The organism is Nonomuraea sp. NPDC048892, from assembly GCF_040649735.1.
Classification (GTDB): domain Bacteria; phylum Actinomycetota; class Actinomycetes; order Streptosporangiales; family Streptosporangiaceae; genus Nonomuraea; species Nonomuraea maheshkhaliensis.
The window spans coordinates 29,515-42,271 of record NZ_JBEZFZ010000036.1; the positions used below are offsets into that span (position 1 = coordinate 29,515).

15 protein-coding genes are annotated in these 12,757 nt (G+C 66.9%); 8 read left to right on the top strand and 7 right to left on the bottom strand.

Features of this window, described 5'->3' with window-relative positions:
• Positions 1 to 16: 16 nt before the first annotated feature.
• A complete protein-coding gene (locus tag AB0C28_RS50745) occupies positions 17 to 376 on the bottom strand; it encodes a metalloregulator ArsR/SmtB family transcription factor (RefSeq protein ID WP_357860228.1) in 360 nt (119 codons plus the stop codon).
• A gap of 271 nt (positions 377 to 647) precedes the next feature.
• Between AB0C28_RS50745 and AB0C28_RS50750 the strand changes: the two genes are divergently transcribed.
• The 6 genes from AB0C28_RS50750 (at position 648) to AB0C28_RS50775 (ending at position 5,541) form a co-directional block, all read left to right on the top strand.
• On the top strand, positions 648 to 1,649 hold the full coding sequence (locus AB0C28_RS50750) for a PstS family phosphate ABC transporter substrate-binding protein (RefSeq protein WP_357860225.1): 1,002 nt from the start codon (positions 648 to 650) through the stop codon (positions 1,647 to 1,649).
• Positions 1,646 to 2,593 (top strand): phosphate ABC transporter permease subunit PstC, encoded by a 948-nt coding sequence (gene pstC, locus AB0C28_RS50755; RefSeq protein ID WP_357860222.1) that lies wholly within the window; start codon positions 1,646 to 1,648, stop codon positions 2,591 to 2,593. Before AB0C28_RS50750 ends, pstC begins: the two co-directional genes overlap by 4 nt.
• A complete protein-coding gene (pstA, locus tag AB0C28_RS50760; RefSeq protein ID WP_357860219.1) occupies positions 2,590 to 3,468 on the top strand; it encodes a phosphate ABC transporter permease PstA in 879 nt (292 codons plus the stop codon). The genes pstC and pstA overlap by 4 nt, the downstream gene beginning before the upstream one ends.
• Positions 3,469 to 3,513: 45 nt before the next feature.
• A complete protein-coding gene (gene pstB / locus AB0C28_RS50765; RefSeq protein ID WP_357860352.1) occupies positions 3,514 to 4,314 on the top strand; it encodes a phosphate ABC transporter ATP-binding protein PstB in 801 nt (266 codons plus the stop codon).
• A gap of 24 nt (positions 4,315 to 4,338) precedes the next feature.
• The gene (locus AB0C28_RS50770; RefSeq protein WP_357860216.1) at positions 4,339 to 5,070 is read left to right on the top strand and encodes a response regulator transcription factor; all 732 of its coding nucleotides are present in this window, start codon (positions 4,339 to 4,341) and stop codon (positions 5,068 to 5,070) included.
• Between the two features lie 177 nt (positions 5,071 to 5,247).
• Positions 5,248 to 5,541, top strand: coding sequence for a metalloregulator ArsR/SmtB family transcription factor (locus AB0C28_RS50775; RefSeq protein WP_357860213.1), 294 nt, complete (start codon positions 5,248 to 5,250; stop codon positions 5,539 to 5,541).
• 153 nt (positions 5,542 to 5,694) lie between these two features.
• On the opposite strand, the gene AB0C28_RS50780 is transcribed toward AB0C28_RS50775, so the two are convergent.
• Positions 5,695 to 6,279 (bottom strand): hypothetical protein, encoded by a 585-nt coding sequence (locus AB0C28_RS50780; RefSeq protein ID WP_357860210.1) that lies wholly within the window; start codon positions 6,277 to 6,279, stop codon positions 5,695 to 5,697.
• Positions 6,261 to 6,599: a helix-turn-helix transcriptional regulator gene (locus tag AB0C28_RS50785; protein WP_357860207.1), complete on the bottom strand. Its 339-nt coding sequence runs from the start codon at positions 6,597 to 6,599 to the stop codon at positions 6,261 to 6,263. Before AB0C28_RS50785 ends, AB0C28_RS50780 begins: the two co-directional genes overlap by 19 nt.
• 88 nt (positions 6,600 to 6,687) lie before the next feature.
• Between AB0C28_RS50785 and AB0C28_RS50790 the strand changes: the two genes are divergently transcribed.
• Positions 6,688 to 7,194 (top strand): hypothetical protein, encoded by a 507-nt coding sequence (locus tag AB0C28_RS50790; RefSeq protein ID WP_357860205.1) that lies wholly within the window; start codon positions 6,688 to 6,690, stop codon positions 7,192 to 7,194.
• A gap of 464 nt (positions 7,195 to 7,658) precedes the next feature.
• Here AB0C28_RS50790 and AB0C28_RS50795 read toward each other — a convergent pair whose 3' ends face one another.
• The 4 genes from AB0C28_RS50795 to AB0C28_RS50810 all read right to left on the bottom strand — a co-directional run bounded on the left by AB0C28_RS50795 (position 7,659) and on the right by AB0C28_RS50810 (position 11,745).
• Positions 7,659 to 8,060: an arsenate reductase ArsC gene (locus AB0C28_RS50795; RefSeq protein WP_357860202.1), complete on the bottom strand. Its 402-nt coding sequence runs from the start codon at positions 8,058 to 8,060 to the stop codon at positions 7,659 to 7,661.
• Positions 8,057 to 9,121, bottom strand: coding sequence for an ACR3 family arsenite efflux transporter (arsB, locus tag AB0C28_RS50800; RefSeq protein ID WP_357860349.1), 1,065 nt, complete (start codon positions 9,119 to 9,121; stop codon positions 8,057 to 8,059). Before arsB ends, AB0C28_RS50795 begins: the two co-directional genes overlap by 4 nt.
• A gap of 69 nt (positions 9,122 to 9,190) precedes the next feature.
• The gene (locus tag AB0C28_RS50805; RefSeq protein ID WP_358083853.1) at positions 9,191 to 9,532 is read right to left on the bottom strand and encodes a metalloregulator ArsR/SmtB family transcription factor; all 342 of its coding nucleotides are present in this window, start codon (positions 9,530 to 9,532) and stop codon (positions 9,191 to 9,193) included.
• 110 nt (positions 9,533 to 9,642) lie between these two features.
• Positions 9,643 to 11,745 (bottom strand): hypothetical protein, encoded by a 2,103-nt coding sequence (locus tag AB0C28_RS50810; protein ID WP_358083856.1) that lies wholly within the window; start codon positions 11,743 to 11,745, stop codon positions 9,643 to 9,645.
• Positions 11,746 to 12,086: 341 nt separating this feature from the next.
• On the opposite strand from AB0C28_RS50810, the gene AB0C28_RS50815 reads away from it, so the two are divergent.
• Positions 12,087 to 12,698: a three-helix bundle dimerization domain-containing protein gene (locus AB0C28_RS50815; RefSeq protein WP_358083858.1), complete on the top strand. Its 612-nt coding sequence runs from the start codon at positions 12,087 to 12,089 to the stop codon at positions 12,696 to 12,698.
• The last annotated feature ends 59 nt before the right edge of the window (positions 12,699 to 12,757 follow it).

Sequence of the window (12,757 nt, forward strand, 5' to 3'; positions counted from 1 at the left end):
ACTTGTCCAGCGGCTCTCACCGGGGGATGAGGCCGCCTAGCGCCTGCAGTCGTTGTGCCACGATGGTGTACCAGGCCCACTTGCCGCGCTTCTCCCTGGTGAGCAGCCCGGCGTCGACGAGGATCTTCAGATGGTGGCTGACAGTAGGCTGGGTCAGGCCGAGGGGTGCGGTGAGATCGCAGACGCATGCTTCGCCTGACTCGCTTGCGCTGATCATGCTGAGCAACTGCAACCGGGTGGGGTCCGCGACCGCCTTCAGCGCGTTGGCGAGTTGCTCCGCCTGGGGCCGTGAAAGTGGCTCGACTGCTCCGCCCGTGCCGATGTAACCGTCTTCGCGGTCATGGTGGTGGTTGGGGGCGATCTCGTCCTGGTGCACCGATCAAGTCTATGGATCGATGATGGACGATGGGTGACTGGATGGTGATCGAGTTCTGACGGGCATCATTAGCCCCTTCTCGGACGTGCGCCGCAATCTGCGTGTTGGTGTGCTCAAGGCGTGAGCTGGTGCGATAACACATAGGCGTCGATCGATGAATTTATCGCCAGATCAGTTCCTGTTTGCCGGTTGTTCATATAGGCGGGCTTCTATGCGTGGGTGACGGAAGCCTGGTCGGGGCCGGGCCTGACTCTAGGAAAAGGGAACGATCGTGGAAGATCGAGTGCGGATGGTGCGTGCCTTGCTCGCGGTGGCGGTGTGCGCTGTCGCGCTGGTGGCCTGCGGCGGCAACAACCAGAATCCAGGCGGTGCCCCAGGTGCCGAGGGAACCGGTGGGGCCGAGACGGCGGCCAAGGAACTGTCCGGTGATGTGAAGGTCGATGGCTCGAGTACGGTCGCGCCCCTGTCCACGGCGGCGGCCGAGTTGTTCGCTGAGCAGCAGGCGAAGGTGCGCCTCACAGTCGGAACCTCGGGCACCGGTGGCGGCTTCGAGAAGTTCTGCAACGGCGAGACCGACATCTCCAACGCCTCGCGCCCGATCAAGGACGAGGAGAAGACGGCCTGCCAGGCCAAGGGCATCGCCTACGAGGAGTTCTCCGTTGCCAACGACGCGCTGACCGTCGTGGTGCACAAGGAGAACACCTGGGCCACCTGTCTCACCGTCGACCAGCTCAAGAAGATGTGGGAGCCCGGCTCGAAGGTGAACAACTGGAACCAGATCGATCCCAAGTTCCCGAACGAGCCGCTCAAGCTGTTCGGCGCCGGAACAGACTCGGGCACCTTCGACTACTTCACCGACGTGATCAACGGTGAGGAGGGCAAGAGCCGCACCGACTACAGCCCCAGCGAGGACGACAACGTCACCGTCCAGGGTGTGGCCGGCTCCAAGGGCGGCCTCGGCTACTTCGGTTTCTCCTACTTCGAGGAGAACGCCGACAAGCTCAAGGCCGTGCAGGTCGACGGTGGCGACGGGTGCGTCGGCCCGAGCGTGCAGGCGGCTCAGGACGGCACCTACAAGCCGCTCTCGCGTCCGCTGTTCATCTACCCCAAGGCCGAATCGCTGAAGAGGCCGGAAGTGCTGGCCTTCGTCGAGTACTACGTGGCCAACCACAAGCAGATCGCCGAGGACGCCAAGTTCATCCCGCTCAACGCGCAGCAGGAGACCGAGCTCAAGGCCGATTTGGACAAGCTGAAGGCCCAGGCCGGCGGATGAGCACAATCGAAACCGCGTCCTCCCCTCCCGGCCCGCAAGGGCCGCTGGGGAGGGCGCGCTCGCGCTACGGGGAACGCACGGTGCAGATCGTGCTGGTGGCCGCCGCGCTGGTGTCGGTGGCCACCACCGCAGGCATCGTGATCTCACTGGTGCCGCCCACGATCGAGTTCTTCGGTGCGGTCAGCGTCACCGAATTCTTCACCGGCACCGAGTGGGCGCCGCTGTTCGAGCCGCCTGCGTACGGTGTGCTGCCACTGGTCAGCGCCACGTTCCTGATCACGATCATCGCCATCCTGGTGGCGATCCCGCTCGGGCTGGGCGCGGCGCTCTACCTCAGCGAGTACGCCCACGCCCGCACCCGCAAGATCTTCAAGCCGGTGCTAGAAGTGCTGGCGGGCGTGCCGACCGTCGTGTATGGGTTCTTCGCGCTCCGCTTCGTCACCCCCACCCTCCAGGCATACCTGCCCGCCGGGCTGCAGCCGGACATCTTCAACGCGATCTCAGCAGGTCTGGTCATGGGCGTCATGATCGTGCCCACCGTGGCGTCGCTGTCGGAGGACGCCATGTCGGCCGTGCCGAGGGGCCTGCGAGACGGCGCGTACGCGCTGGGATCGTCCACCAGGCTCGTGGCAGTGCGTGTGGTGCTCCCGGCCGCACTGTCCGGGGTGGTCGCCTCGTTCGTGCTGGCCATCTCCCGTGCCATCGGCGAGACGATGATTGTCGCCATCGCCTCGGGCAACAAGCCCGCGCTGTCGTTCAACCCCCTTGACGCCATGCAGACGATGACCGGCTTCATTGCCCAGGCCGGCTCCGGTGACCTGCCTACCGCCTCGCTCGACTACAAGACCATCTTCGCGGTCGGCGCCCTGCTGTTCCTCATCACGTTCGCGATGAACTTCATCAGCGCCCGTCTGGTCCGCCGGTTCAGGGAGGTGTACGAATGACGACCACTCAGGAACGTCTGCTCACCCGGCGCGGCGTGCGCTGGGGGGACCTGGCCTTCAAGCTGCTGCTGCGGCTGTGCCTGTTCATCGCGGTGGCGTTCCTGGTGACGCTGCTCGTCTACGTCGTCTACCGAGGCTGGCCGCGCCTCGACGCCCGGCTGTGGGAGAACTTCCCCTCCATTCGCCGGCCTGAGCGGGCCGGTGCCCGGTCCGCCCTGTTCGGCAGCCTGTGGGTGATCGGCATGACTGCGGTGTTCTGCCTGCCGGTGGGCATCCTCGGCGCGATCTACCTGGAGGAATACGCCGACCACCGCCGCTGGTACAACCGGCTGATCGAGCTGAACATCGCCAATCTGGCGGCCATCCCGTCCATCGTCTACGGCATCCTCGGCCTGGGCATCATCGCCCGCGGCTTCGGCTTCGGCACCACCGTGCTGACGGCGTCCATCACGCTGTGCCTGCTCGTACTGCCTATCGTGATCATCGCCTCCCGCGAGGCGATCCGCGCGGTGCCCGGCGAGATCCGCAACGCCTCCTACGGCCTGGGCGCCACCAAGTGGCAGACCATCTGGCGCCAGGTGCTGCCCGCGGCCGTCCCCGGCATGGCCACCGGCTCCATCCTGGCCCTGTCCAGAGCGGCGGGCGAGGCGGCGCCGCTGTTGCTGCTCGGCGGCCTGACCTACGTGGCGTACGTGCCCGATGGTCTGCTCAGCGGCTACACCGTGCTGCCGATCCAGATCTACGGCTGGATCAGCCAATCCCGCACCGAGTTCCACGACCTGTCATCGGCCGCGATCGTGCTCCTGCTCGTCGTCATCATCGCGATGAACTCGATCGCCATCCTCGTCCGTAATCGCTCCCAAAAGCGGTGGTGAGACATATCCATGAGCTCCGACATCACAGTGAAGGCCCGCGACACCATGGCTGACGAACCGGCCGACGCGCTCGACCCGGTCTTCACGCTGACAGACCTGTCGGTCTTCTACGGCGACTACGAGGCCGTGCGCGGCGTCAACATGCGCATCGCTCCCAGGGAGATCACCGCGCTGATCGGCCCGTCCGGCTGCGGCAAGAGCACGGTGCTGCGCTGCCTCAACCGGATGAACGATCTCATTCTCGACGCTCGGGTCGCCGGCAAGATCGCCTACTACGCCGAAGACCTTTACGGCGAGAACGTCGACCCCATCGAAGTGCGCCGCCGCATCGGCATGGTCTTCCAGAAGCCGAACCCGTTCCCCAAATCGATCTACGACAACATCGCCTACGGCCCCCGCATCAACGGTCAACGCCGGGGCCTGGACGACGTGGTCGAGGAGGCCCTGCACCGGGCAGCCCTGTGGGACGAGGTCAAGGACAAGCTCAAGCAGAACGCCTTGGCCCTGTCCGGCGGCCAGCAGCAGCGCCTGTGCATCGCCCGCGCCATCGCGGTCAAGCCGGACGTGATTCTCATGGACGAGCCCTGCTCCGCACTCGATCCGATCGCCACCACCAAGATCGAGGATCTCATGCAGGTGCTCTCCAGGGACTACACGATCGTGATCGTCACCCACAACATGCAGCAGGCCGCCCGCGTCTCCGAGCGCACCGCCTTCTTCACCGCCGAGGTCGACGACAAGGGCGTACGGCACGGGCGCCTCGTCGAGTTCGACAACACCGCACGCATCTTCAGCAACCCCGCCGACAAGCGAACCGAGGGCTACATCACCGGACGCTTCGGCTGACCCAGAGCGGAGCCGATGAGCCACATGAGCCGTGCAACAGCCGCCGTCCCGTTGCGCGGGCAGCGGGACGGCGCCGAGCCGGTCAGGACCGGCCCCACGGTCCTGGTCGCCGACCCGGATGCCGAACTGAGCGAGCTGTCCGCGCACGGGGTGGCGGTGACGCGCTGCGACAACGGCGCCGAGGCGCTGCTGCGCATCGGCGCCGAGCGACCGGACGTGCTGCTGCTGACCGCCCGACTGCCCGGTATCGAAGCGGCGACCCTGATCACCACGCTACGCCGGTCGATGAACATGACGATCATCGTGGGCGTCGGCCCGGACGATGCGGAGCTCGCCATGCGAGCGCTGCAGGCAGGGGCCACCGCGTGCGTGGCCAGGCCCTATCGCTCGTCGGAACTCCTTCCGTTGATCAACGCCGGCTCCAACCCGTCGACCCCGTTGAGGGTCGGTGGCGTCGAACTGGACGAGGTGGCTCACGTGGTCCGCGTGTGCGGGGAACTGGTGCACGTCCCGTTGCGCGAGTTCGAACTGCTCGCGTACCTCATGAGGAACGCCGGTCGCGTGGTCACCCGTCACGAGATCAGCCACCATGTGTGGCGCAGCACGGTATCCCCGCCCAACAACACCATCGCTGTCCACATCAAACGGTTACGCCGCCGGATCGGCGATGACGAGAAGAACCCGGCGCTCATCCTGACGGTACGCGGTGTCGGCTATCGGCTTGTGGCGTCGAAGGAAGCGACGGAGGACGGCTGATGGCCGGGGCCTGGGCCGGAGATCGGTCAACCGCGCTCAGCCGTGATCGAAGCGCGCTGTGCCCGCCGACCCGGACACAAAACTAGATCAGCGTCCATTTGCAGGGAGACGTGGCCTGTGCTGTCCGATGCCGACGACTGCTCCGGCTCACCCTCTGGGGCGCCTCCCCCGACGCAGATGGCCATCGACATGGCCCGGCAACTTCGCGTGCTCGCCGATCCTGTTCGGCTGCGGATCATGAGCATTCTGCTGAGTCACGAGCACGGCAGCGCCCGAGTGCACGAGCTCACCGAAGCCTTCGACGTGACCGAGCCGACGATCAGCCACCATCTCAAGGCGCTCCGCGACGCCGGCCTGGTCGACTGCGAGGTGGAGGATGCACGCTCCTTCCATTCGGTCACGCCGATCGGTGCGCAACTGTTTCGGCACGTGATGCGGTTGTTCGACGTACCGCCGCCAGGTACGCCGTAAGCGGATGCGGTCAGCTCGTGTTTCAGCACACGGGCCTGGTCGTCCGGTCATTCTGTGGCGAGCCAAAGCCTTCCGGGCGTCTGCCCGCAGCGGCTGCCGCCCTCGACAGCGCCGCGGCCGGGGTGAATGCGCTGTTGGATGAGGGTCGGTTCGTCACCGGCGCTGCATGAGCCGCGGCAAGGCACGAAGGGAGAGGACGATCCGGAGCAGGCTGGCGGGCACCGCCAACGCGAGTGGCCAGGGCGGAACCGGCGGCAGGTGAGCGGCGATGGTCGCGAGCATGCCCGTGTCCAGCAGAATCAGGGCGGCGGCGGCCGACAGCGTCATGGTCCGGATGCGGCGGTAGGCCCGCCTCTCCCTGACGACGGCGAGCAGGGTGAGCGCGGTCGCGACGAGTGCGAGACCGTAGGTGATCCGCAAGGACGGCGCGATCGGCCAGGTCCACACCTGTGCGGAGACCAGAGCAGGTCCCCACAGCAGGGCCATGAACGGACCGGTGGCCAGCAGCGCCATAGCCGGCCGCCGCCAGGGCGAGCCGCGCACGAAGGCCGCGGTGACCGTCTCCGCATCGCCGAATTCGCTGATCGCCGCGCGGGCTGCGGCATCAGGATCGCCGAGTTCGGTGAGGTACGCGTCGTAGGCTTCGTGAAGCCCGTCGGACAGTTCCTCCACCGCCTCGGCCGGAAGGTGCCGGGCGAGGGCGGCGAGCTGGGCGTCGATCAGCTTGTGGCCGGCCATGGCCGCGTTCCCAGGCCCGCGGTGACTGCGGTGGCGAATTCTTGCCATCCGGTCCGCTCCCGGCTCAGGGCGGCATGCCCGGCTTGAGTGAGCTGGTAGGTGCGGCGGCGCCGCCCTCCGACCACCGACCAGATCCCCGTGATCAACCCGGCCCGCTCCAGGCGGTGCAGCGCCGGATAGACGGTGCCCGTGGGCAGGTCGATCCGGCCGTCGGTGGCCTCGCACAGGGCTTCCTTGACGGCGTACCCGTGCCGCGGCCCGTTCTCCAGCGTCGCGAGCAGCAGGCCGTCCAGGTGTCCCTTGAGCGCTTCTGCCCGCATAGGTAGTAACGCTATATCGGGGCTTCCGCCGAGACAACCATCCGAGTAGCGTCGGGATAGGTAGCAATGCTACGTATGGAGGTGTGTGGTGGACGAGATAGAGATCGCCGGCATACCCGTGCCGAACGCCGGTCCGTTCTTCCTCGCCGTGCTGGCCGTCCACGTCGCGGCCGGCCTGGTCTCGGTCTTCTGCGGAGCCGGTGCGGCGTTGTCCCGCAAAGGAGCGGCCCGGCATCGCTGCTTCGGCCGGCTCTACTTGTGGTGCCTGGGCGTGATGTTCGCATCGATGGCGGTCATGTCGGCGATTCGCTGGAGCCACAACGCGCATCTCTTCGCCATCGGCCTGGTCGCCGCCGCACTGGCTCTGACCGGTCACCTGAACCGGCGGCGTCGGCAACCGTATCTGCACATCGCCGGGATGGGCGGCTCCTACATCGTGCTGCTGACCGGCTTCTACGTCGACAACGGCCGGCACCTGCCGGGATGGGACCGGTTGCCTGCCTGGGCGTGGTGGATCGCTCCGAGCCTGGTCGGCCTCCCGGTGATAGTGCGCTCCATCCGGCGCCGGCTCTCCACCGGCCGGTGCGCATCGTGATCACCCGTCTACTGCCGCGGTCTCGCCTTCGCTGGTACCGCCTGGTCTATCGCCTCGCCTACCGCCTGGGGCTGGCAGTGTGGCAGCGGCCCGCCCCGCCCGCCGACCTGATCACCTCGTCAACGGACCCGGACCGTTGCTGCCCGGGGAAGTCCGGCACCGTTTCACTCGCGCCGGCTGGCGACTGCTCACCGCCCGGCGCGCCTCAGCCGAGGCCCTCGGTATCAAGGTGCGACGTTCCGACGCCCGGTTCGAGTTGTGGCGCTATCACCTCGAACGTCTGCCGAACTGACCACGCCCCCCTGCCCGCCATATCCGCGTACCTGAAGCGGCTTTGACCGCCGACCTGATCCTCATCATCAGTAGCCCGATGAGATCCGGGTTATGCCTGCGTCAACCAATGGCGGGCCGCATGCGGCAGAACGTCCCATGAGCTCCGCATGGCGCTGCTCGTCCTGGCTTCGTCAGCCAGTCAGCTCGCCGATGAGCTTGTCGATGCGGGTACGGATCTGGTCGCGGATCACGCGGACCGACTCGATGCCCTGCCCGGCGGGGTCGTCGAGCTTCCAGTCCTCGTACCGCTTGCCGGGGAAGATCGGGCAGGCGTCCCCGCACCCCATCGTGATCACCACGTCGGAGGCCTCGACGGCATCGACGGTGAGGATCTTGGGCTGCTCGGCGGTGAGGTCGATGCCCACCTCGCGCATCGCCTCGACGGCGACCGGGTTGACCTGGTCGGCGGGAGCCGATCCGGCGGAGCGCACCTCGACGCGGTCACCGGCCAGGTGGGTGAGCCATCCGGCGGCCATCTGGGAGCGTCCGGCGTTGTGTACGCACACGAACAGCACGCTGGGCTTGTCAGTCACGAGATCTGCTCCTTGGAAGTGGTGGTGAACAGGCGGCGGCCGGCCAGGCTGACGTAGACCAGGGCGACCAGGACGGGAACCTCGATGAGCGGGCCGACGACTCCAGCCAGGGCCTGGCCGGAGGTGACGCCGAAGACGCCGACGGCCACGGCTATGGCGAGCTCGAAGTTGTTGCCGGCGGCGGTGAAGGCCAGCGTGGTGGTCCGCTCATAGGACATACCGATCGCGCGTCCGGCCAGGAAAGAGCCGCCCCACATCACGAAGAAGTAGGCCAGCAAGGGGATCGCGATGCGGGCCACGTCCAGGGGCCGCTCGCTGATCGTGTGGCCCTGGAGCGCGAAGAGGATGACGATGGTGAACAGCAGACCGTACAGGGCGATCGGGCCGATGCGCGGCAGGAAGCGCTGCTCGTACCAGACTCTTCCCTTGGCGCGCTCGCCCCAGGTACGCGAGATGTAGCCCGCCAGCAGCGGGATGCCCAGGAAGATGAGCACGTACCGGGCGATGTCCCACATCGACACGTCGAGAGCCGCCTGCGAAAGGCCGAGCCAGCCGGGCAGAACCTTCAGGTAGAACCAGCCCAGCGCGCCGAACGCGACCACCTGGAAGACAGAGTTGATCGCTACGAGCACGGCCGCCGATTCGCGGTCGCCACAGGCCAGGTCGTTCCAGATGAGCACCATGGCGATGCAGCGGGCGAGCCCCACGATGATCAGGCCGGTGCGGTACTCGGGGAGGTCGGGAAGGAAGATCCAGGCCAGCGCGAACATCAGGGCGGGGCCGGCGATCCAGTTCAGCAGGAGCGATGAGATCAGCATCCGGCGGTCGCCGGTGACGGTGTCGAGCCGGTCGTAGCGGACCTTGGCCAGCACCGGGTACATCATCAGCAGCAGGCCGAGCGCGATGGGCAGCGAGATTTCGCCGATCTTCACCGCCTCCAACGCGGTGTTCAGGCCTGGGACGAACCGGCCCAGCAGCAGCCCGGCGGCCATCGCGGCGCCGATCCACACCGGCAGGAACCGGTCCAGAACCGATAGGCGGCCGACCACGGCCGTCGTCATGCCCTGCGCGGGCGCCTGAGTGCGGGCAGCATTCGAAGACATCTCGTTCTTCCCTGGAAGTGGTGGGCGTCAGACCGTGGCGGGGATGTCCAGCAAGGCCGACAGTTGGGCCAGGTTCTCCGGGACGAGTTGGTAGTAGACCCAGGAACCGCGGCGCTCATGGGTGAGCAGCCCGACCTCCCTGAGCACCTTGAGATGATGGCTGATCGTCGGCTGGGTCAGGTCGAAGGCGTCGGTGATGTCACAGACGCAGGCTTCGCCGCCCGCGTGGCTCGCCACGATCGACAGGATGCGCAGCCGTACCGGGTCCCCCAGAGCTTTGAACACGCGAGCGAGGTCGGCGGCCTTGTCGGCATCCAGCTGCTCGCGTACGAGCGGTGGGCTGCAATCCAGGATCTGCAGCGGCTCCACGCGATAACCCCCTGATATAGATGGTTGTCGAAGTCTTCATCCATATTGACATATGTCTATGACCGGGCGCCAATCGCTCAACTGCTGGAGCCGGGCCGTAGGTCGCCAGATCAGGCGGGAAGGTCATGCGGCGTGAGCGCCCACGCTCGTCTGGCTGTGGAGATGGTCCGCCAGGCGAGGCCGGTGTCGAAAGTGAAGGCGTGCCGCGCTGCGGAGAGGTCGTCGAAGGCGATGGCACCTGGGGAGCGGGTCAGCTCACCGGTGAAAATCTCCTCCAGGGTCGCGCAGAAGTAGGTGTACGCGGCGAATTCTTGGGCGGGACCTTCGACACGACGGCTCATGAGGTGCTGCAAGGTCTCGCCAGGCGTCTGATCCGCCCGGCGGTAGGCCAGGTCATGGAGGAGGTCGAGGACGTCGGGGGCCAGGTCGTTCGCCGCTTCCATGAGGGCGTGTGCCTTGTTCCGTACCTCGTCCTTGAGTACGGCCAGGCAGATCGGGGACAGCGATTCGGAGGGCAGCGCGTGCGCGGTGCGGATGACGGCGCGCGCGGCACGGAGAAGGTCGCGAGACAGTCCGCCCGACAAGCAGTGGCAGAACGCGATGTACGGCTCGGTGAGTCCGACGACGCGGCGGTAGAGGAACCGGACGGACTCGCTGTAGGAGAGCGGGCCCACCCGGATGACCTCGTCGAAGGAGCTGTCGAAGGCGTCACGGAAGGGCAGGCCACGACGTTCGAAGGCGCTCATCGCATCGTCGGAGACCGAGATCATGAAGTACGTACGGGGGAGCCCGAAGATGCCCTTGATCTCGTTGAGAAAACGTTCCGCCCGCTCTCCTGAGCCGATCTTGTCCAGTTCGTCGATGCCGATGTACACGCTGCGGCCGGGCTGGAGTTGGCCGGCCACGTCCTGGGCATAGGAACGGAAGGCGGTGACGACCTCCGGATAGCTGAGAGGCTGCTCGGCCCGGGTGCGGCCACCGCTCAGTTGCGCGTCCACCCAGACCGGGAACTTGACCGTGCCCGACCAGGCCGCAGTGTGGGTCTGCAGATAGCGGATCTGCGCCAGGTGGCGGTGTGCGCGGGCCTTGAGGCTGTCCGTGGGATCGAACCTGCGCCCTGCGCGGCGGACGGACAGGACGAATAGGGCCAGGCCGAGGAGCAGGACGAGCTGGGACGCTACCTGGGCGATCACCTCGGGCGCCAGGTTGTCGCCGTAGCGGTCGGCCACGCCGATCAGCCACTGCGGTGCCGGGCCTAGCGCGTACATGACCTGCAGGAACACGTCCCCGCCGACCGCCGCGAGGAGTGCGGGCCAGGTGGCGAGTGTCTTGGCCGCCAGCCAGGATCCCAGCAGGGTGAAGATCTGGCGGACCCGGACGCGGCGGCTGCGGCCGGGACCAAGGTGCCGCAAGATGGCCCGGCAGAACGCGGCGAACAGGTGGAGCACGAAGTCGCGTGGTGCGTACTCCACCGGAGCCGAGACCAGCAACCGCAGATCCCCGCTCCCCGAACGGGGATGGGACTCCTCGCAGTAGCGCCGTACGAGGGTGGATTTGCCGGACCCGCGTGGGCCGGCGATGCCTACGCTCGCGCCGGACAAGCGGCCGAGCAGTTCGTCCAGGGCGTCCACGGTCCGCGTCGGCACATGGTAGGCGTTGTCGAGCGCCTCGCTGAGCCCTGGACTGGCCATCACGCTGAAGGTGGGATCGAACCGGGCCCGGCGGACGTTGATCCGCTGACGGATCTGAGCCATGAGTTCGCCGTTCTCCAGGCCCTGCACCAGCTTCGCCCGAGCCGGGGAGTAGGGGAACGACCGCAGTCGATCGAGCAGTTTGGGCCAGGCCCGCGCACGAGCCAGAGCCACGTACGAGCGCACCACCATGCCGCTGACGACGGCGATGAGCAGGGGTGCCCGCCAGTCCGCCGTCGCCCCGCCCAGCACGAGCAGCCCGAACACCAGCAGGATCAGTGCAGTTGACGGGACCGAGACCTCGCGCGCCGGGGCATCTCCAGTGGAGGGCTCTCGGGCCGGGGTCAGCACGGCCGCGAAGACTTCGGCCGCCTGCTCCATCATCTCCAGCCGGATGTGCAGCGGCCTCACCGTCACGTAGTCGAACGCGTCACGGATCTCCGGATCGTGCAGCGCGCGAGTCAGCGCAGCCGAGTAGAGCTCTCGTAAGGCAGGATCGGAGTGCAGGGGATTGTCTTGCACCACCAGAGCACCATGCGCGGGCGTCGCGGGCGCGGTCAAGCCCGCCGTGATCGGCGAAGGCCGGTGCGACGTGTGTCGCAGATGTCCGGTCCTGATGCGGCCCATCCGAGATGAGGCCGAACGCCGGCTGGCGCATCCTGCTGGGCTAATTCGACGTGTCGGCTGCCGCCTGACCGTGACCCGTGTAGCGCTGCCTGCTCGGATTACATTGCATAGATATATGTCTATATTTAGAGCGCACCTTCGGCTCGACATCGAGAGGGTTGACCTCCGATGAGGCCGTTCGAGGTGTGTCGCTCTGCGCTGGGAGTGTGCCAATGGAGCCGAGCAGGTCGGATTCCTTGCTGGGCAGGATCGCCCAGCAGCTGTTGCCCCGTTTCCCCGGGATCTTCTCGATCGAGACGGTCGAGCGGTATGTGGCGGAGTCGTACGCTTCGCTCGCGCGGGGCGCCCGTGTCCAGCAACATCTGTTCACCCTCACTGAGCGCCTGGCCGAGGAGCGCCTCACCGCCTTGGCCCAGAGCCGTGACGAGATGGGCAAGCCGGTGAGCGAGGTGCTGTTCGTCTGCACACACAACGCCGGTCGTTCGCAGATGGCCGCGGCTCTGATGAGGCATCATGCGGCGGGCCAGGTTCACGTACGTACGGCGGGCACCCATCCCGCCCCCGAGATCGAGTCGACCGTGATCGAGGCCCTCACCCTCATGGGGATCACCACCCTGACCGATTTTCCCAAGCCGCTCACTGACGAGGTCGTCCTGGCCGCCGATGTGATCGTCTCCATGGGCTGCGGTGATGCGTGTCCCATCCATCCGGGGAAGCGATATCTGAACTGGGACTTCACCGACACCCGGGGCAGGTCCTTGGATGAGGTGCACGACCTGTGCATGATGATCGATTTGATGGTGCGTGATCTGCTGGACGAGTTGATTCCGCAGACCGCCGGGCAGTGAGCGTGCAGCCGGGTTCGTGGAAGAGGAAAGCACGGCCGCGGCGCTGCAGATCATGCGCG

Coding starts and splice junctions, on each gene's coding strand:
- pstC (WP_357860222.1), top strand. CDS start 1,646: ATGAGCACAATCGAAACCGCGTCCTCCCCTCCCGGCCCGCAAGGGCCG.
- pstB (WP_357860352.1), top strand. CDS start 3,514: ATGGCTGACGAACCGGCCGACGCGCTCGACCCGGTCTTCACGCTGACA.
- pstA (WP_357860219.1), top strand. CDS start 2,590: ATGACGACCACTCAGGAACGTCTGCTCACCCGGCGCGGCGTGCGCTGG.
- AB0C28_RS50775 (WP_357860213.1), top strand. CDS start 5,248: ATGGCCATCGACATGGCCCGGCAACTTCGCGTGCTCGCCGATCCTGTT.
- arsB (WP_357860349.1), bottom strand. CDS start 9,121: ATGACGACGGCCGTGGTCGGCCGCCTATCGGTTCTGGACCGGTTCCTG.
- AB0C28_RS50785 (WP_357860207.1), bottom strand. CDS start 6,599: ATGCGGGCAGAAGCGCTCAAGGGACACCTGGACGGCCTGCTGCTCGCG.
- AB0C28_RS50770 (WP_357860216.1), top strand. CDS start 4,339: ATGAGCCGTGCAACAGCCGCCGTCCCGTTGCGCGGGCAGCGGGACGGC.
- AB0C28_RS50780 (WP_357860210.1), bottom strand. CDS start 6,279: ATGGCCGGCCACAAGCTGATCGACGCCCAGCTCGCCGCCCTCGCCCGG.